At 42.0% G+C, this 19,937-nt stretch carries 16 protein-coding genes and 1 tRNA gene; 14 read left to right on the top strand and 3 right to left on the bottom strand.

Going from position 1 to position 19,937, the window contains the following annotated elements; all coding sequences use genetic code 11:
- The first annotated feature begins 1 nt into the window (after position 1).
- The 3 genes from CYL31_RS11440 to CYL31_RS11430 all read left to right on the top strand — a co-directional run bounded on the left by CYL31_RS11440 (position 2) and on the right by CYL31_RS11430 (position 2,640).
- Positions 2-778, top strand: a complete 777-nt coding sequence (locus CYL31_RS11440; protein WP_212915375.1) for a thiazole synthase — start codon at positions 2-4, stop codon at positions 776-778.
- Positions 775-1,947 (top strand): 2-iminoacetate synthase ThiH, encoded by a 1,173-nt coding sequence (thiH, locus tag CYL31_RS11435; RefSeq protein ID WP_212915374.1) that lies wholly within the window; start codon positions 775-777, stop codon positions 1,945-1,947. The genes CYL31_RS11440 and thiH overlap by 4 nt, the downstream gene beginning before the upstream one ends.
- A gap of 210 nt (positions 1,948-2,157) precedes the next feature.
- A complete protein-coding gene (locus CYL31_RS11430; protein WP_212915373.1) occupies positions 2,158-2,640 on the top strand; it encodes a Spy/CpxP family protein refolding chaperone in 483 nt (160 codons plus the stop codon).
- Between the two features lie 185 nt (positions 2,641-2,825).
- Here the strand turns inward: CYL31_RS11430 and aroA are convergent, their stop codons facing one another.
- Positions 2,826-4,103, bottom strand: a complete 1,278-nt coding sequence (gene aroA / locus CYL31_RS11425; RefSeq protein ID WP_212915372.1) for a 3-phosphoshikimate 1-carboxyvinyltransferase — start codon at positions 4,101-4,103, stop codon at positions 2,826-2,828.
- 287 nt (positions 4,104-4,390) lie between these two features.
- On the opposite strand from aroA, the gene CYL31_RS11420 reads away from it, so the two are divergent.
- The 4 genes from CYL31_RS11420 (at position 4,391) to CYL31_RS11405 (ending at position 9,468) form a co-directional block, all read left to right on the top strand.
- Positions 4,391-5,290 (top strand): aldo/keto reductase, encoded by a 900-nt coding sequence (locus CYL31_RS11420; RefSeq protein WP_212915371.1) that lies wholly within the window; start codon positions 4,391-4,393, stop codon positions 5,288-5,290.
- Positions 5,291-5,472: 182 nt separating this feature from the next.
- Positions 5,473-5,982, top strand: coding sequence for a putative pterin-binding protein (locus tag CYL31_RS11415; protein WP_212915370.1), 510 nt, complete (start codon positions 5,473-5,475; stop codon positions 5,980-5,982).
- Between the two features lie 8 nt (positions 5,983-5,990).
- Complete coding sequence (locus CYL31_RS11410) at positions 5,991-8,423, top strand: ATP-binding protein (protein ID WP_212915369.1); 2,433 nt, start codon at positions 5,991-5,993, stop codon at positions 8,421-8,423.
- Positions 8,413-9,468: an HD-GYP domain-containing protein gene (locus tag CYL31_RS11405; protein ID WP_249411558.1), complete on the top strand. Its 1,056-nt coding sequence runs from the start codon at positions 8,413-8,415 to the stop codon at positions 9,466-9,468. Before CYL31_RS11410 ends, CYL31_RS11405 begins: the two co-directional genes overlap by 11 nt.
- A 12-nt stretch (positions 9,469-9,480) precedes the next feature.
- Here CYL31_RS11405 and CYL31_RS11400 read toward each other — a convergent pair whose 3' ends face one another.
- Positions 9,481-9,990: a YchJ family protein gene (locus tag CYL31_RS11400; RefSeq protein ID WP_212915368.1), complete on the bottom strand. Its 510-nt coding sequence runs from the start codon at positions 9,988-9,990 to the stop codon at positions 9,481-9,483.
- A 79-nt stretch (positions 9,991-10,069) separates the two neighbouring features.
- Here CYL31_RS11400 and sbcB point away from each other — a divergent pair, with 79 nt between their 5' ends.
- The 4 genes from sbcB (at position 10,070) to pyrC (ending at position 15,820) form a co-directional block, all read left to right on the top strand.
- On the top strand, positions 10,070-11,524 hold the full coding sequence (gene sbcB / locus CYL31_RS11395) for an exodeoxyribonuclease I (protein WP_212915367.1): 1,455 nt from the start codon (positions 10,070-10,072) through the stop codon (positions 11,522-11,524).
- A 9-nt stretch (positions 11,525-11,533) separates the two neighbouring features.
- Entirely contained in the window at positions 11,534-12,568 is a 1,035-nt protein-coding gene (locus CYL31_RS11390) for an AI-2E family transporter (RefSeq protein WP_212915366.1), read from the top strand.
- Positions 12,569-12,742: 174 nt separating this feature from the next.
- On the top strand, positions 12,743-14,635 hold the full coding sequence (locus tag CYL31_RS11385) for a DEAD/DEAH box helicase (protein WP_212915365.1): 1,893 nt from the start codon (positions 12,743-12,745) through the stop codon (positions 14,633-14,635).
- A gap of 153 nt (positions 14,636-14,788) precedes the next feature.
- Positions 14,789-15,820, top strand: a complete 1,032-nt coding sequence (gene pyrC, locus CYL31_RS11380; RefSeq protein WP_212915364.1) for a dihydroorotase — start codon at positions 14,789-14,791, stop codon at positions 15,818-15,820.
- Between the two features lie 159 nt (positions 15,821-15,979).
- Here the strand turns inward: pyrC and CYL31_RS11375 are convergent.
- Positions 15,980-16,064, bottom strand: a tRNA-Leu gene (locus CYL31_RS11375).
- A gap of 183 nt (positions 16,065-16,247) precedes the next feature.
- Here CYL31_RS11375 and CYL31_RS11370 point away from each other — a divergent pair.
- The 3 genes from CYL31_RS11370 (at position 16,248) to htpG (ending at position 19,815) form a co-directional block, all read left to right on the top strand.
- Positions 16,248-16,979, top strand: a complete 732-nt coding sequence (locus tag CYL31_RS11370) for a DUF599 domain-containing protein (protein WP_212915363.1) — start codon at positions 16,248-16,250, stop codon at positions 16,977-16,979.
- On the top strand, positions 16,969-17,673 hold the full coding sequence (locus CYL31_RS11365; RefSeq protein WP_212915362.1) for an O-methyltransferase: 705 nt from the start codon (positions 16,969-16,971) through the stop codon (positions 17,671-17,673). Before CYL31_RS11370 ends, CYL31_RS11365 begins: the two co-directional genes overlap by 11 nt.
- A 213-nt stretch (positions 17,674-17,886) precedes the next feature.
- A complete protein-coding gene (gene htpG, locus CYL31_RS11360; RefSeq protein WP_212915361.1) occupies positions 17,887-19,815 on the top strand; it encodes a molecular chaperone HtpG in 1,929 nt (642 codons plus the stop codon).
- Positions 19,816-19,937 lie beyond the last annotated feature (122 nt).

Raw genomic sequence — 19,937 nt, 5'->3', positions numbered from 1 at the left:
CATGTCATCTTTATTTATAGCAGGGCACGAATTTCATTCTCGATTGTTTACTGGCACAGGCAAATACGCCAGTGCGGACGCCATGATGGCATCTTTGGCTGCTAGTGGCAGTGAGCTGGTGACCTTGTCCTTGCGCCGTATGGATCTAAAAAATCAAACTGACAATATTCTTCTACCCTTGCAACAGCATGGCATGAAATTATTGCCGAATACCTCTGGTGCTCGTACCGCAAAAGAAGCTGTATTTGCCGCCGAACTTGCTCGTGAAGCATTGGAGACCAACTGGGTGAAGTTAGAGATTCATCCCGATCCGCGTTACTTGATGCCAGATGGTATGGAAACCTTGTTGGCCGCGGAAGAATTGATCAAAAAAGGCTTTGTGGTGATGCCTTATGTTCATGCCGACCCCGTGCTTTGCAAACGCTTAGAAGAAGTGGGTTGTCAGTGTGTAATGCCGCTGGGTTCGCCCATTGGTTCCAATATGGGCTTGGCGAGTCGTCCGTTTTTGGAAATTATCATTGAGCAAAGCACGGTACCTGTGATTATTGATGCAGGCATTGGTGCACCGTCGGATGCAGCACTCGCGATGGAAATCGGTGCTGATGCCGTGTTGGTGAATACCGCCATGGCCGTTGCGAAGCAGCCCGCACAAATGGGTAAAGCCTTTCGGCTCGCGGTGGAGGCAGGGCGAATGGCGTATGAATCTGGTTTGGGGGAGCGGCGCGTACAAGCGCAAGCAACGAGCCCGTTGACAGATTTCCTCGGGGCATTGTCATGATGGACGGAGCCAGCCATAACATTCGCCTGTTAGAACAAAGCTCAGCTATAGAAGGTCAGTTTAGCCATTTTGTTGAAAACACAGATTGGCAAGCAGTGACGCAATGCCATCAAGAAAAAACCGAACAAGATGTTTTGCGAGCCTTGAATAAGAGCAAACTCGACGTGGAGGATTTTACGGCCTTGATTTCGCCTGCAGCAGAGCCTTATTTGTTAGAAATGGTAGCGAAAAGCGAACGGCTTACTTTGCAGCGCTTTGGTAATACTTTGAGTTTATTTGCGCCCTTGTACTTATCTAACACTTGTGCAAACGAATGCACTTATTGTGGCTTTTCTATGAGTAATGCTATTAAGCGTCTTACCTTAAATGAAATTCAGGTGGGAAAAGAAGTCGCAGCGATAAAGAGTAAAGGCTTTGATCATATTCTCTTGGTAACGGGGGAAACCAATAAAGTTTCCATGCCGTACTTTGAACGCATGATTCCTTTGATCAAGCCGCATTTCAGCCAGCTCTCCATGGAGGTTCAGCCATTAGATGCTAACGAATACAAACAGCTACAGGGTATCGGTCTGGATGGCGTGTTGGTTTATCAAGAAACTTATCGTCGTAAGACCTATCTTGAGCATCATTTAAGGGGCAATAAATCCAACTTTAATTATCGTTTGGATGCTCCAGATAGAATCGGACAGGCTGGCATTCATAAAATTGGTTTAGGCGTGTTACTCGGGCTGGAGGACTGGCGTACGGATTCCGTGATGATGGCGCATCATCTGCGACACTTGCAAAAGCGTTATTGGCGAAGTCGTTTTAGTGTGGCGTTTCCGCGTATTCGTCCTTGTGAAGGTGGTATTGTTCCTAAGTCGGTGATTTCGGATCGGCAGTTAGTACAGCTTATTGCTGCGTGGCGTTTGTTTGATCGAGATTTAGAAATGAGTCTGTCTACTCGTGAATCGCCTGAGTTTCGTCAACATGCCGTGCGTATGGGGTTTACCACCATGAGTGCGGAATCAAAAACTCAGCCTGGTGGTTATGCGGACGATTCGCAAGAGGCTCTGGAACAATTTGAGATCAGTGACGAGCGACCTGTGGCTGAAATTATGGCGATGATTCGTGAGCAAGGGCGCGAAGTGGTTTGGAAAGATTGGGATCCGGCGCTTTCACATACCTAAAACGTGGATGGAGCGTAAAGCCATTCACCACCATTCCTAAGAATATGTTCATACTTACTCGGTTAACAGGGAAAATTCGTGAATGCGCATTTTCCCTTACGCTCTCATGACAAGTTGTGCATCTCGATTCACTCTCTTTGACACTGTTTGACAAATAAATAGACATAATAGATTTCATCCAAACAGGAAACAGAGCTTAAGGAGCCAACTATGTTTAATCGTAAAAAAGCAGGAATGATGGGCGTTATCGGTTTGAGTGCAGCGATTATAACCGGTGTAGCAGTGAGTGCTTTTGCAGAAACAGGATCACCTAAAGGTGAGGCTGTACAAGGCCAAGCGACTCAAGAAGCTCCAATGAATGCCGTCCCAACGCATGAGCAACTAGCAAGCCGTATAGCTCAACAGCTTGGCTTGGATGAGAAAACACAATCGAAAGTGTCTGATCTTTTTGAAAAAGATGGTAAGGCGATTCGTAAAATTCAAGAGCAGTTACAAACAACTCAAATGGAGTTAAGTAGCTTGTCACCGAGTTCAAAAGATTACATGGACAAAGTTGATGATCTTGCAGAAAAAAGCGGTGAGCTAACCGAAGATCTTACCGTTGCCTATGCAAAAAACCGAGCAGGCTTGTATGCCTTGTTAACTCCGCAACAGATTAAAAAGCTGGAAACGCCAGCACAACCGCAGTCTTAATTTTTCAGTAAATCTTTTCCCTTTTTACTGAGATCTATTACTGATAATCCCCTTTATTAGTAATCCTGTACTGAGAGCCTTGCCCCAGCCGTCAAAAAGCTGGGGATTTTTTTTGTTTGAAAAACAATTTATTAGAAGGCGATTTAGCTTAAAGGGATTTGATCCCTTTAAGCTGGTTATATCAGTTAACTCGCTATAGAGTTAAACAGTTCAAAATACGTCGGGAAGGTTTTTGATGTGCAACCTGGATCGTTGATGGTGACTGGTGTGTCTGAGAAGGCAACGAGTGAGAAGCACATTGCGATGCGATGATCGTTATAGGTGTCGATGGCTGCATGTTGCAGATTATCAACGGGTGTGACGGTAATGAAATCTTCGCCTTCAATAACGTCAGCTCCGAGCTTTTTCAATTCAGTTGCCATGGCGTATAAACGGTCGGTTTCTTTTACGCGCCAGTTGTAGATGTTGCGGATTGTGGTTGGGCCTTTTGCAAATAGTGCAGTTGTTGCTATGGTCATGGCAGCATCAGGAATGTGGTTCATGTCCATATCTATGCCGTTAAGCTCGTTACGTTCTGCTTCGATCCAAGTTGGACCGTAGGTAATTTTCGCGCCCATTTTAGCCAGTACATCGGCGAATTTCACGTCACCTTGTACGCTGTCTGTGCCAACGCCGTGGACTTTAATTCTCCCACCCGCAATAGCCGCAGCTGCCAAGAAGTAAGATGCAGAAGAGGCATCGCCTTCTACCATTATTTCACCAGGGCTTTGGTAAGTTTGCTGACCTTTTACAACAAATGCTTGGTAATTCTGGTTTTCCACTTCCACACCAAATTGCTTCATGGCATGTAGTGTGATGTCTATGTAAGGCTTAGAAACCAATTCGCCATCAACTTTGATGATTAAATCATCTTTTGCCAATGGGGCGCTCATCAATATAGCGGTAAGGAATTGGCTTGAAATGTTGCCTTTAATAGACACTTCGCCGCCAGATAAGCCATTTGCTTTAATGCGCAAAGGTGGGTAATTTTTCTCGCCTTCGTAAGCGATGTCGACACCAAGTGCTTGTAAAGCATCTACAAGGTCGCCAATTGGGCGTTCGTGCATGCGGGGCTCACCATGTAGATGAAATTCACCTTTACCAAGACAAAGCGCAGCTGTTAAAGGGCGCATTGCTGTACCAGCGTTGCCAAGGAATAAATCACCGAAATCTGCCTGGATTGGGCCGGCAAGTCCCTCTAGTACACAGGTTGTACCGTTATCTTCTAGAGAATAGTTAACGCCTAATTTTGTTAGGCTTTCTAGCATGCGGCGAATATCGTCACTGTCTAGTAGATTGGTGATTTTGGTGGTGCCTTTTGCTAGCGTTGCTAACAATAAAATACGGTTTGAAAGGCTTTTGGAGCCCGGGATTTGGATCTCTCCATTGGCTTTGGAAAGAGGGCCTAGCGTAATTGAATTCATTATTAAGTCCATCACAGTGGTGTTTATTGTTTCGACTTTGCGGTTCGTTATGTGTCGCTGCGTGTGAATTATAAGTGTTCGATATTGGCCGTAATTTATTCGTTATAGTGTGTCCATTGTTAAGTGGTCGCGTCGCTCTTTTGTTAGAGGTCGGTCTTGAATGTGCAATAGTATACCTTCGATGATGTTTCCTGTCAGTTATGCCGATTCACTCAGTCTGCTGTTTTTTATAACAAAGTATCTTTAGAATACTGATAAATAAAATAATGAAGTTGAGGAAAATATCCATGAGACACCAATATCATCCCCTTGGTTTTGAAGGGTCACGTATCGCTCAAGGTTTTTGGCGGCTAGAAGAATGGAATATGACTGCTTCAGAAACACTAGGCTTTATTGAAGCATGTTTAGACCTTGGTGTGACGACGTTTGATCATGCGGATATTTATGGTGGTTATCAGTGTGAAGCTTTGTTTGGCGAGGCGTTAAAGCTTAAACCTGCTTTGCGAGATAAGATGGAAATCATCACTAAGTGTGGGATTTTATTGCCGTCAGAGAATCGCCCAGACATTCAGGTACATCGTTACGATTATCGCGCTGAGCACATTTTGGCTAGTGTTGATTGTTCTTTGGCGAATATGCAGTGTGAATACATTGATACTTTGTTATTGCATCGTCCAAGTCCTTTGATGGATGCCGATGAAGTTGCACAGGCATTTGATTTGCTGTTTACGCTTGGCAAGGTTAAGCATTTTGGTGTGTCTAATTTTACAACTCGTCAATTTGATTTGTTGCAGTCGCGCCTTGATGCGCCGTTAATTATTAATCAAGTAGAGTTGTCGCCTTTGGCGCTGCAACATTTTGAAGATGGCACATTAGATCATGTGCAGCAACACGCTGTGACGCCTATGGCATGGTCGCCTTTTGCTGGTGGTGAACTCTTCTCAGGGGTAAGCGAGCAAGCAAAGCGCGTTCAAGCTATATTGAGTGATTTGGCGCAGGAAAAAAACTGTGAGATTGATCAGATTGTTGTAGCTTGGTTATTACGTCATCCAGCTGGCATTTGTCCTGTCATGGGGTCTGGGAAAATTGCTCGTTTAGCGGCAGCAGTTGAGGCGATGTCAATTCTGCTTAGTGATGATGATTGGTTTCGTATTTGGGTAGCGTCTCAGGGGCAGCCGGTACCTTAATTACTTACATATTTTGTTGTTCACCTCTTATAAAAGGGCCGCTTCTGCGGCTCTTTTTGTATCTACTGTTTTGCCTTTGTTTTGCTTGGTGTAGAAAGCGTGTCGTTTCGTAAATCAGCAACGAAAACTAGAAATTTATTCACTATACTGCGGCAATATTAATCCGTCTTGAGGTGATTTGAATGAAGCAAAATTTTGTCGCGGGAATAATGTTATTAGGTGTGTTCGCTTTTACTGGTTTGCACGCGCAGACTTTATCTAAGCCAACAGGCCCGGTTATTTTAACGATCACAGGAAACATCGAAAATACTAATACAGACGGAAAAACGGCCGAATTTGACCGCAACATGCTGATGAACCTTGAAGTGGTAAACCAAAAAACCATGACCCCTTGGAGTGAAGGTGTTGATGTTTATCGAGGGCCTTTGTTGCGTTCTGTGATGTCCGCAGTGGGTGCTAAAACAGACGAACTATCTGTAACTGCTTTAAATGATTACAGTGCAAAAGTGCCAAAAAAAGATGCTGAAGACTACGATGTGATTCTTGCAATGGATATGAATGGTAAAGCTATGAGCGTAAGGGATAAAGGGCCTCTTTTTCTGCTTTATCCTTTTAGTAGTAACCCAAGTTTGAATAATGAAGTTATACATAATCGCTCTGTTTGGCAAATCAAATCGATAAACGTTGAGTAATATTTAGTATGCAATTTCGCTTCTCTTCAATCGCTAAAATGCTCGGAGCAAAGAGGTCATCGCCTTTCGTTTTGCTGGCTGCAACTGCACTTATATTTATGGGAGCAGCTATGTTAATTTTTACTGAATTGGTTGATCGACAGAAAATAATGTTATCAGCGGTTGAAGAAGATGCATTGTGGGCCGCATATCAACTAGATAGAGAAACTTTGAAGTTAAGGAACTCACTAAAGTTATTGGAAGATGATTTTAGTGAGGAGCGACTAAATGATTCACGTGTTCGATTTGATATTCTTTATAGTCGCGTGAATGTATTAGCCAAAGGGCAATTGAGGATTTTATTTAACCGTTTAGACAATGCCGACGAGCTAATGGCGACCCTTCAGAGCGAAGTATCTGAAATTGATCATCGTCTTTTTGTTGATAAATCACTAATCAATGTTGAGGAGCTTTTAGAAAAAAGCAATTTTCTTCTTAAAGAAACCGAAGGTGTTGTTTTAAGTACATTGGCTTCTAGGTCAAAGAATAAGGTTGAACAGAGGAATGATAGTTTAGGTTTATTTCTTTACTTGGGGTCTTTAATTGCATTGTTAACTATTACTATGGTTTTTATTATAGTAATGCTTTTCAAACAATTAAAAGTCGCAAAGCAGTCTTTTGAAAGGTCTCAGAAATTGGCTAGAGAGCTTGAGGTTTCTGTTCTTTCAGCAGAACAGGCTTTAAAAGTTAAATCTGAATTTTTAGCCACAATGAGTCATGAAATTCGTACGCCGATGAATGCAATTGTTGGCTTTAGTTACCTATTGTTGAATGGGGATCTGGATAAGGAACACCGTGAAAAAGTGGTAAAAATCCAGCAGTCGGCAGACGGATTATTGTCAATTATTAACAGTATTTTAGATTATTCAAAGATAGAATCAGGAAAAATAGATTTAGAAAAATTATCTTTCAGTTTAGACGATGTTTTGAAGTATGTTTATCAGACTAGCGAAGGTCAGGCTAAATCTAAATGTTTGGATTTTACGGTTAGTCGAGATTTCACATTACACGATACTTTGGTTGGAGATAAGACGCGATTACAGCAAATCTTGATTAATGTTGTTGGTAATGCCATTAAGTTTACAGATTCTGGTTCAGTAACTCTCACTGTATACCAATCAGGTTTAGAAGAATTAGCTATTGATATAAAAGACACTGGCGTAGGCATTCCTGATGGTGTTGATGTTTTTGATGTCTTTAAGCAAGCCGATAGCAGTACGACAAGATTGTATGGCGGAACCGGCTTAGGTTTAAGTATAACTCAGAAGTTAGTGATTTTGTTACGTGGCAAAATCTCCTATAAAAGCGAGATTGGGAAAGGTAGTGTGTTTTCTATTAGACTCCCTTATTGCCCTGATTTTAAAGAGCCAGTCCCCGCGTTTAAAAAAATAGCTGTATTAAAAGATGATGCGGAAATGATCTCTTTATTTGATGAATTAAAAGTAGATTATTTTTCTCAGTTATCGATGTTAGATTTATTGAAAAGTAATGCTTCAGTTGTCGTAAGTAGCCACTGCTTAGGAGTTAATAGTAGGCTTTCTGATGAGTTAAGGGAATATTTGATAAAAAATGCTCTCTTTTTAAGTGGTTCTTCTCTGGATGAAATTGATTGTTTAGTGTCTGGGCTAGTAACGCCTACAAATATAGATAAGCAATTAGCGGTGATAGAATTAGATAAAAATGGCCTTGAAAGTAACAAGTCTATTCACTTTACTCTTGATAATCGAGATTTTTTCAAAGATAAGGTTATATTGTTAGCAGAAGATAATAAAATAAACGCCAATATTGTTAAGGCAATTATAGAAAAAGTGGGTGCGTCTGTTGATTGGGTTGAAAATGGGCAAGAGGCTCTCGATAAGGCAACTTCTCAATCTTATGATCTGATTATTATGGATATTAGAATGCCTATAATGGATGGTTATGAGGCAAGTGAGAAGATATTTAAAGCCTTAAAAAATTATAAGCCCCCGGTTATTGTGTTGACAGCTGATGCATTGAATTTGATGGAAGAGAACCTCTCTTTACTTGGTATTGATGACGTTTTATTTAAGCCTTTAGATCCTCATCTTTTAATAGAAAAGCTTGAAGTGTGGATGATTAAATATAATTTAGAAAATAAACAGAAGATTGATGACTCGTCGGATGATAAGGGATTTCAGTATTATTTCTCAAAAATAGAGGAGCTGGATCGTTTGTTAATCGATGGGGACTCGGATTCTGAGGGGTTGCTTGAGCATATTATTGAGAAAAGTGGCAAGTACAAAGGTATTGGATTTCTCAAGTCTGCCTTGGTGGATGTTTCCTCATATGATTATCAAGATGCAATAATTAAGGTTAAGGCTTTTAAGCGTAGCCTAGTTTCGGACGGTTATGAGATGAGGGTTAATAAAATTGATAACTGAAAATAAAGAAAAAAAACAAGCTGTGTCCAAAAGCAAGCGAGTACTCATTGTTGATGATATGCCGAGAAATATTGATCTACTGAAAGATATTTTATCTGAAAGGTATCATGTTCAGGTGGCTAAAAGTGGTAAAATAGCGTTGGAAATCATAGGCCGATGTCTTCCAGATATAATATTGCTTGATATTATGATGCCAGACATGAATGGTTTTGAAGTATGTAGTAAGTTGAAGGCTAATCCAAAAACTGCAGATATCCCAGTTATTTTCTTGACCGCCGTAACTGATCCCTTGCATGAGCAGCAAGGTTTTGATGTTGGTTGCGTGGATTTTATTACTAAGCCAATAACGCCTTTAACGACTCTGGCGAGAGTGTCTACTCATTTAAAATTAGCAGAAGAAAATTTGCGTAATAAGCAAACTATCGAGAGTAGAACCAGAGAACTTGATGATGCTCTACAGTCCGCAATTGGTATGCTTGGTGAAGTAGGGCAGCTTAATGATACGGACACTGGTGTTCACATGTGGAGAATGGCTGACTATAGTGCTGCGCTAGCAAAGGCTGCTGGCTGGCAGGACTCTCAGGTTGAGTTGTTAAAATTAGCTGCACCTATGCATGATACAGGTAAGTTAGGCATTCCTCACAGCATCTTAAAATCTCCTAATAAGTTAACAGATGATGAATGGGTCATCATGCGTCAGCACACGGTAATAGGTCATCAAATACTTATTAAAGGTGATGCACCACTTTTCAAATTGGCTGCGGAGGTTGCATTAGGGCATCATGAAAGGTGGGATGGGACAGGATATCCTCAAGGTCTATCTGGTGCTGATATTCCTCAATCTGCTCGTATTGTCGCTTTGGCAGATGTATTTGATGCGCTCACTATGAAGCGTTCTTATAAAAAGAGCTGGACCATAGAGGAGTCATTTGAGCATATTCAACAAGCCGCTAATACGCACTTTGATCCAGAACTTGTGCGTATTTTCTTGTCTATTGAAGATGAGGTGAGAGTGATAAAAGAAAAATGGGACGCTGTTGACTAAACTAGATTTAGATTAAGCCACAGCGCAGCATTTTTTGAATTTTTTCCCTGACCCGCATAAGCATGGATCATTGCGGCCAATTTTCATGGCTTCAGAATTGATTAGAGTGGTGTTTTTTTGAATGTCGTGCTCGCCAGAAATGTAGAACCATTTTCCCTTTTCTTTCTTAAATATAGAGCGCTCGCTTAGTCGACCGATATGTTTGCCTTCTTTGAAATGAGCGGAGAAGGCGACAACCCCTGTCTTGTCTTTTTCTAGCCCATCTTCTGTGGCGTTGATTTCCAGCTTTATCCATTTTGTGTGTTCGTTGCTTTCTTGGATATCTTCGCCATTTTGATTTGGCTCATCTTTTAATTTTTGCGTGGCCGCTATGTAATTAAAATCACCGATAGCAAAAGCTGAATAGCGTGAACGCATCAAGGTTTCTGCAGTAGGGGCTGTGCCTGGATTGTTATGATACATACCACAACACATCTCATAAGGGCTTCCAGTTCCGCAAGGACAAATTACTGGGATTGGCATAGATCAACTCCTCTCATCGCCAAATGCACTTTAAGATGCGTATAATACCTTTTTATTCAACGGCTAACAGGAATTATTTGTGACCTCATCGGGCCCAACTTCATTTTTTTGGTTTGATTTTGAAACAACCGGAACGGACCCTGCACGAGATCGTCCTATGCAATTTGCAGGAATTAGAACCGATCTTGATTTTAATCCGATCGGCGAGCCAATTATGTTTTATTGCCGCTTAGCAGAAGATGTTCTACCTCAGCCAGACGCATGTTTGTTGACAGGGATTAGCCCTCAAGATGCGAACCGTGAAGGCTTGTGCGAAGCAGAATTTATGCAAGCTGTAGAGGCTGAACTTTCGCAGCCTGGTACTTGCGCTTTAGGTTATAACACCATTCGCTTTGATGACGAAGTTGTGCGTTATGGTTTTTATCGTAACTTTATTGATCCTTATGCGAGAGAGTGGCAGAACAACTGTTCTCGCTGGGACATGATCGACTTAGTGCGTATGACGTACGCCATGCGTCCGGAAGGCATTGTTTGGCCAAAAGGCGAAGATGGTCAGGTTTCTATGAAGTTAGAAGCGCTAACGAAAGCCAATGGTATTGCTCATGAGCAAGCCCACGATGCGTTATCTGATGTTTATGGAACCATTGAAATAGCGAAACTAATTCGTAGCAAGCAGCCTAAATTGTTTGCCTACTATTTTAAAATGCGTCAGAAGCACGAACTACAACAATTTATTGATGTGGCGAGGTTAAAGCCTTTTTTACATATCTCAGGTATGTTTGGTCAGGCTAGAAATTATTCCGCTTTCGTTGTCCCAATAGCGCCACATCCAACCAACAAAAACGGTGTGATTGTGTATGATCTCATGGCGGATGCTCAGCCATTGATTGATTTAAGTGTGGAAGAGATTCGCTATCGAGTTTTTACTCGTCAAGAAGAGCTTGGGGATCTAGAGCGGTTGCCTTTAAAAGTGATTCACTACAATAAATCTCCAGCTGTCGCACCAGCGACATTCTTGAAAGATGCTGATGTCGTCAAACGTCTAGCATTGGATGGTTCGGTATGTCGTCATAATCTTGCCATCATAAAAGGGCATGCTGGTTTGGCGGCTAAGCTTAGTGATGTATTTGTGCAAGAAGACCGACCAATACACAAAGACCCTGATGTTATGCTGTATTCTGGTGGTTTTTTCTCTCGTGAAGATAAGGTAAGGATGGAAAAAATTCGAACGACGCCCGCTGATAGTTTATCAGAATTGGCTATGTCGTTTGATGATCGTCGTTTGCCAGAAATGTTGATGCGTTATATCGGTCGAAATTACCCTGATCAACTAAATGAATCTCAGCGTGTTGAATGGGAAGAGTATCGTCAGGTGCGCTTGCTTGAAAAAGATGGTGGTGGCTCTATTAATATGGAACAGTATTTTGATCGACTGAACCAAATAGCTCAAACGCCAGATTTACCTGCTGCAAAACAAATTATGCTACAAGATCTGGCTGACTACGCTCAAAGCATTTATCCGCTGGCTATATAAGGAATTTATATGACTGAACAACATAAAGGCATCCATTGGCTGGTAGGTTTTGCTGCCTTCGTTATTATTATTGCAGCTCTTAAGGCGGCCTCCCAAATAGTGGTGCCCTTCATGTTGTCGGTTTTTATCGCCATTATTTGCGCCCCTGCGATGTCTAGTTTGCGACGTCGAAAAGTGCCAACTTGGCTTTCCATTTTATTGGTTGTGTTGGTTATATTAGTTGGAATTAGCTCCATTGCAGTTCTTGTCGGAGCGTCTTTGGATGACTTTTCTAATCAGTTGCCAAATTACAAGAAACGTTTTGCTGAAGAGGCGTCCAGTATCATTCAGGTCCTGAATGGTTTTGGCTTACATGTCTCCTACGATCAAGTGAAAGGTTATATTGATCCTTCTGCTCTGATGCAGATGGTAGCGAATGCATTGAGAGGTCTTGGAAGTGCGCTGACAAATTTCATCTTAGTGGTGATGATTGTTATCTTTATCCTCTTCGAAGCCGTTGAGTTGCCAAAGAAGCTGTCTTTGGCATTTAACGATGCTTCCAAATCAATGGGTAAACTGGAGTCTTTTACTAAATCGGTTAACCGATACTTAGTGATAAAGACCTTAGTTAGTATGCTAACAGGGGTATTAATTACTTTCTTTATGTGGGTGCTTGGTGTTGATTTTCCAATTTTGTGGGGTGTCTGCGCGTTTCTTTTAAATTTTGTGCCAAATATCGGATCTATTATTGCCGCAGTTCCAGCTGTATTGCTTGCTTTTGTTCAATTAGGCAGCTTATCTGCAGGGTTGGTTGCTGGTGTGTTTTTAATGGTGAACCTAATTGTGGGTAATGTGATTGAGCCTCGTTATATGGGCCGTGGGTTAGGGCTTTCTACATTGGTGGTGTTTCTTTCCTTACTATTATGGGGTTGGGTGTTTGGTCCGGTTGGTATGCTGCTTTCGATACCATTAACCATTATTTTGAAGTTGGCCTTTGAGGCAAACCCAAGAATGCATTGGTTGGCGGTACTGATTGACTCGGAAGTGGATGACTCTAAGCGTTAATAAATGCGTTTTATTACGAAGTCGCTAATCTTATTTTTAATGTGGCCTAGCTTATTTCTCATTTATTGTATATACTTCGCCATCAGTTTTTCCTCCGAGAATTTCTAGAGAATTTCATTAAGGCATGTAAATGATTACAGGCCTTATCCTCACCAAAAAAAGGTACTAATTTACATGTCTGACGCTGATACTCAGCCTACATTTGATTCGTTGGGCCTAATCGCCCCTGTTCTTAAAGCGGTTGCTGACCTAGGTTACGAGCAACCATCTGCTATCCAAGCGCAAAGTATTCCATATCTATTAGAAGGTCGAGACCTTTTGGGGCAAGCGCAGACGGGTACTGGTAAGACAGCAGCGTTCGCGCTTCCGTTACTGTCTCGCATTGATGTTACAGATAAAACGACACAATTACTTGTACTGGCTCCAACCCGTGAACTTGCTATTCAGGTTTCTGAGGCATTTCAAAGTTATGCTCGTAATCTTCCAGATTTTCATGTTTTGCCAATTTACGGCGGCATGTCATACGACACACAACTTCGCCAGCTAAAGCGTGGCGTTCAAGTCGTTGTTGGTACACCTGGTCGTGTTATGGATCACATTCGTCGTAAAACATTGAAACTAGATGGCCTTAAAGCCTTAGTTCTTGATGAAGCGGATGAGATGTTACGCATGGGATTCATTGACGATGTCGAATGGATTCTTGAGCAAACACCACCAACTCGCCAAATCGCTTTGTTCTCTGCGACTATGCCTGCTGTGATTCGTCAGGTGGCTAACCGTCATTTGAACAATCCTAAAGAAGTTAAAATCGTTACTAAAACTTCTACGGCGATGACGATTACTCAAAAATACTGGCCAGTAAGCGGTCTGCATAAGCTAGACGCTTTGACTCGTATTCTTGAAATGAACGAACACGATGGCATGATCATCTTTGTTCGTACCAAAGCGGCTACAGTAGAGTTGGCTGAAAAGTTAACGGCTCGTGGTCACGCTTGTGAAGCCTTAAATGGTGACATTAGCCAGAATTTGCGTGAACGTACTGTTGATCGCATTAAGAAAGGTCAAATTGACATTCTTGTTGCGACTGACGTTGTAGCTCGTGGTTTGGATGTAGAGCGCGTAAGTCACGTTGTTAACTACGATATTCCATACGATACAGAATCTTACGTTCACCGTATTGGTCGTACTGGCCGTGCTGGTCGTCTTGGTACAGCAATCTTGTTTGTTGCTCATCGTGAGCGTCGTATGTTGCAAGCGATTGAGCGTGCCACTCGTCAGCCAATCGAAAGTATGACATTGCCTACAGCTTCAGATATTAATGCGCATCGCGTTAATCGCTTCAAGCAAAGCATTTCAGATACGATGGATAATGAAAATCTTGATTTCTTCCTAGAACTTGTTCAAAGCTACCAGAAAGAAAACGAAGTTGATCCATTGAAAATGGCGGCTGCTTTGGCTCATATGGCTCAAGGTAAAACACCATTATTGTTATCTGAAATGGAAGTTCGTCAAGAGCGCAGAGAGCGTCGTGAAGATCGTGACAGCTCTCGTGGTGAGCGCGGAGACCGTGGTGATCGAGGAGATCGTGCGCCACGTGAACGTAAGGTTCGTCCAGTTACCGCTGAAGCTATGCCATTAAAGGATGATCCTGATACGTCTATGACGCGTTATGTTGTCCAAGTTGGCTACAGTGATGGCGTTAAACCTGGCAACATCGTTGGCGCAATCGCTAACGAAGCTGACATTGAAAGCCGTTATATTGGTCATATCGAAATCTATGAAGATTTTGCGACAGTTGATTTGCCTTCGAACCTAAGTGCTGATGCTTTAGGTAAATTGGGTAAAACTCGCATTTGTGGACAGCGTACTGATATTGCTAAGCTAGACAATGCTGATGAGTTGAATAAGCGTGCAGCAGCACCTTCTACTCGTAAGCGTCCGGCTGGTGGCGGTGATCGTCGTCCATCTGAGCGTCGTCGTCCAAGCGCTGGCGCTGGTGGCGGTCGTGATCGCGATGCAAATCGCAGCGGCGAACGTCGTCCAAGAGCACCACGTAAAAACGCTTAATATGTTTTATTTGTTGTAGCTTTTAAAAAACCGAGTCTATTTATAGATTCGGTTTTTTTATGTCAGAAAGTTGGGTATTGTCGAATAACCACTTCTGTTAACATTCTTTTGTTGTTACCTCACTATCTAATACGTTATCTAAAAAGGCCGCTAATGAACGAAATTACTATTATCAAGCCAGATGATTGGCACTTACACTTTCGTGATCAAGACATGTTGCATGAAACGGTTCCTGCGACAGCTCGTTGTTTCGAGCGTGCCGTCGTTATGCCAAATTTGGTACCGCCGGTTACGACTGCTGAGCTAGCGTTAAGCTATAAAGAGCGTATTTTAGCGGCTCGTCCTGCAGGTAGTACTTTTATGCCTATCATGACTATTTACCTAACTGACAAAACCAGCGTTCAAGATATTCAAGATGCGAAAAAAGCCGGTGTGTTAGCGGCCAAAATGTATCCTGCTGGTGCGACAACCAACTCTGATTCTGGTGTAAATTCCTTGGAGTCTTTGTATCCAGTATTTGAGGCTTTGGCAGACAACGACATGTTGTTGCTGATTCATGGTGAAGTGACGCAAAAGCACATTGATATTTTTGATCGAGAAAAAGAATTCATTGATCAGCATATGGTAAATATCGTTGATCGAGTGCCAAATCTAAAGGTTGTGTTTGAGCACATCACCACGAAAGATGCCGTTGATTTTGTCTTGGCGGCCCGTGATGGTGTTGCAGCGACAATCACTCCTCAACATTTGTTATTGAATAGAAATGACATGCTAGATGGTGGTGTTCGTCCGCATAATTATTGTTTGCCAGTACTTAAACGCAGTACTCACCAGCAAGCTTTGCGTGAAGTGGTTAAATCTGGATCGCCTAAGTTTTTCTTGGGGACGGATTCGGCGCCACATGCTAAACACCGCAAAGAGTCAGATTGCGGTTGTGCGGGCTGTTATAGTGCTTGGTCTGCGCTTGAGTTGTATGCGCAGGTATTTGATGAGCTAGGTGCGCTTGATAAGCTAGAAGGCTTTGCGAGTCTGTATGGTGCGGACTTCTATGGTTTGCCACGTAATACAGAGAAAGTGACCTTGGTTCGCGAATCTTGGGAAGTGCCTAGCAGTATTACTTTGCCAAGCGGTGAGCCAATTGTGCCGTTCTTCGCTGGCAAGCAAGTATCTTGGAAGTTAAAATAAAGTATTTTACTTAGTAGTAAGTAGTTGAAACTCAACAAAGCCGAATTCAGAAATGGGTTTGGCTTTTTGTTGTGCTTTGGTGTTTTTTAAATAAATAATTCGAAAGGTAAGGAGGCAGACTTATAATTTGATTTGAGGATTTTATACAAAGAAAAGAAATGGTGCGGATGGAGAGACTCGAACTCTCACGCCGTGAAGCACTGGAACCTAAATCCAGCGTGTCTACCAATTCCACCACATCCGCATGTCGTGTTGACGGGCGAGATCTTACCGATATTTTCTACAGATGCAAGTGTTTTTCGATGAAGTATTTATATTTATTTTTTTAGAAGGATTTGCTGGATTTTCTAAGCGGAAATTGGGACATGTAAAGGGAAAAATGGTCTAATATTGTCACCCTAAAATGTTCCTTCAGCAGAGTTAAAATATGGAAAAGCATTCTGTTTCATTAATGTTAAACCCCCTTGATATAGCGACACTTTTTGTCTTTTTTGCTTGTTGGTGGGGATATGCTTTTTATGCTCAGTATAATTCTAAACGTCGCTCTTGTTTGGTAAGTGTATTACACCAATTTCGATTGGCTTGGATGTCACGGCTACTGAGACGAGATAACCGCATTGCTGATGCATCTGTGATGGCGAATTTAGAAAGAAGCAGTTTGTTTTTTGCTTCGAGTAGCCTGTTGATTATTGCTGGTCTTTTTACGGCGTTTAATTATTCTGAAAAAGCGCTTGGTATTTTATCGGACTTTTATCTTTTATCTCCCATGAGTCAGCAAGAGTGGGAATTGAAAATTATCGTTCTAGTGGCGATTTTTTCATACGCATTTTTCACTTTTACTTGGTCCGTTAGACAATATAACTTTTGTTCTGTGTTGGTTGGCAGTGCGCCACTAGCAACAGAGCGTGGTATCGAAGACAGTGAGCGCGAATTATACGCCATGCATATGGCGCAAATCTGTAGTTTAGCTGCGAACCAATTTAACTACGGATTACGCGCGTTCTACTTTGCGATGGCATTTTGTGGTTGGTTCCTTGGTCCATATTTCTGTATGGCGGCTAGTGTTATGGTGGTGGCGGTACTTTATCGTCGCGAATTCCGTTCTAAAACATTCAAAACATTGAGCCGCGGACTCGTGATGAAATCTCATGCTTCCTAATTTCCCCAAACCTTTGTCTGAAGATGATAAGCCTGTTAATCGAACTGTAAATGTCGATGACAGGCTTTATCAGTATTTAGTTGATGTCTCTGTTCGTGAAGATGATCTCTTGAGAGCTCTGCGTAGAGAGACTGCTCAGTATCATATGGCTCGCATGCAGCTGTCGCCAGAAGTGGGGCAGTTGTTAGCCTTGTTAGTTAAGCTACAAGCACCAAAGAAACTACTAGAAATTGGTGTGTTTACTGGTTACAGCACCTTGTCTATGGCAATGGCAATGCCAAAAGAAGCAAGACTAGTCGCCATAGAGAAAAAGCGGATGTGGTTAGATATCGCGACACGCTATTTAGAGCAAGCTGGCGTGATGGATCGTGTTACAACATATTGCGATAAGGCATTACCAGTAATGGAATCCTTTCTAGAAGCTGAGCGCGGAACGTTCGACTTCATCTTTATCGACGCGGACAAACAAAATCTATTGGCCTATTATCAATTGGCGAAACAATTATTACGTCCGGGTGGTTGTTTGTTAATTGATAATACTCTTTGGTGGGGCAATGTCGCGGATGAGGCGTTTAACGATAAAGACACCAAGATTGTTCGTGAGTTAAACAAAACCATTCATGACGATATGGATGTTGAATTATCATTAATTCCTATTGGTGATGGTCTAACCTTGGTTCGAAAAAATACCTAAAGCCTGATTGTAAAATAATCAGGTATCTTCTTTTCTCCTTTAATAATTCATCTAACTTGTTTATATCCATAAATTCATTGTGACTTTTTGCTTCTTTTAGCGAGCTAGCCTCTTGAAATCGCTCCAAGAGGCTTTATCTATGAGTCACAAGTGAAACGAAATACGCCTTTGGATTTTGTCCGAAGGTTCATTCAAATAGGAGCAAGCTACAACATGGCAACTGATACTCAAAAAGAAACGTTAGGGTTTCAAACAGAAGTTAAACAATTACTTCATTTGATGATCCACTCTTTGTACTCCAACAAAGAGATCTTTCTACGAGAGCTTATTTCTAACGCATCCGATGCAGTAGATAAGCTTCGTTTTGAGTCTGTCGCTAACGCAGACCTTCTCGCAGAAGATCCAAACCTACGTGTCCGTATCGAATTTGATAAAGAGACGAATACGGTTGTTATTGACGATAACGGCGTTGGTATGTCCCGTGAAGAAGCTATTACCAACCTTGGTACGATTGCAAAATCTGGTACTTCTTCTTTTCTAGAGCAACTGAGCGGCGATCAGAAAAAAGACAGCCAGCTAATTGGTCAATTTGGTGTGGGTTTTTATTCCGCTTTCATTGTTGCCGATAAAGTGACTGTTGAAACGCGTCGTGCAGGCGTTGCTGCTGATCAGGCTGTACGTTGGGTATCTGATGGTTCCGGTGAATTCACTATTGAAAACATCGACAAAGACACTCGCGGCACGCGTATCACGCTTCACCTTAAAGCAGATGAAAAAGATTTTGCTGATAACTTCCGTCTACGTCATTTGGTAACCAAATATTCTGACCATATTTCTATTCCTGTAGAAATGGAAAAGCCTGTTTATCCAGAAATGGACGAAGAGGGCAATCCTAAACCAGTTGATGAAAACAAAGCGCCAGAATATGAAGCAGTTAACTCTGCAAAAGCACTTTGGACTCGTCCACGTAATGAAGTCACGGACGAAGAATACCAAGAGTTCTATAAGCACATTTCTCATGACTACCAAGAGCCTTTGAAGTGGTCACACAATAAAGTTGAAGGTAAGTTGGAATACTCAAGCTTGTTGTATATTCCTTCTAAAGCGCCTTACGACCTTTGGAATCGTGATATGCAACGCGGCCTGAAATTATATGTTCAGCGTGTATTTATTATGGATGAAGCAGAAGCTTTCCTACCGCCTTACATGCGTTTCGTAAAAGGTGTGGTGGATTCTAATGATTTGTCTTTGAACGTGTCTCGTGAAATTTTGCAAAACGACCACGCGGTTGACTCTATGCGTTCAGCATTGACGAAACGTGTATTGGACATGTTAGCTAAGATGGCGAAAAACGAGCCAGAAGATTACCAAAAATTCTGGGATGAATTCGGTAATGTCATCAAAGAAGGTCCTGCTGATGACATGGGCAACAAAGACAAAATTGCAGGCTTGTTGCGTTTCAGTTCAACTCACACTGATGCAGCAGCGCAAACTGTGTCTTTGGCTGACTACATCGAGCGTATGAGTGAAGGTCAAGATAAGATCTACTACATTTATGCCGAGAGCCACAACACAGCGAAAAACAGCCCGCACTTAGAAATCTTGCGTAAAAAAGGCTTTGAAGTCTTGTTATTGAGTGATCGTATCGACGAATGGATGATGTCTTCTTTACAAGAGTTTGAAGGCAAATCTTTCCAGGACGTTACCAAAGGCAAATTAGACTTAGCTGATCAAGAGAACGAAGAAGAGAAGAAAGAGAAAGAAGAAAAGGCTGAGCAAATGAAGCCACTTCTTGATCGTATGAAAGCAGTGTTAAATGAAAAAGTTGCTGGTGTGAATTCAACTGACCGTTTGACTAACTCTCCTGCGTGCTTGGTGGTTGGTGAATACGATATGGGTCTGCAGATGCGCCGTTTGCTTGAGCAAGCAGGTCAGAAGCTTCCTGAGTCTAAACCAACATTGGAAGTGAACCCAGATCACCCAATCGTTGCTAAGATGGATTCTGAAACAGATGAAGAGCGTTTTGCAGATATGGCTTGGTTGTTGTTCGAACAAGCTACCTTGTCTGAAGGTGGTCAACTAGAAGATCCGGCAACATTTGTTAGTCGCATGAACAAGTTGATCGTTCAGCTAAGCAAATAATAGCGTTTTATAGTAGTAAGACCTAAGCCCATATTTGGTGACAAATATGGGCTTTTTCGTTTTCTACGGTCGAACTGTGTCGTACGAAGACCGTAGCGCGAAGGGTTTGATTCTTGGTATAA

This window comes from Marinomonas sp. A3A, assembly GCF_018336955.1.
In the GTDB taxonomy this organism is placed as follows: Bacteria; Pseudomonadota; Gammaproteobacteria; order Pseudomonadales; family Marinomonadaceae; genus Marinomonas; species Marinomonas lutimaris.
Note: the sequence above shows the minus strand (reverse complement) of the source record. Positions and strands in the feature narration are given on the sequence as shown.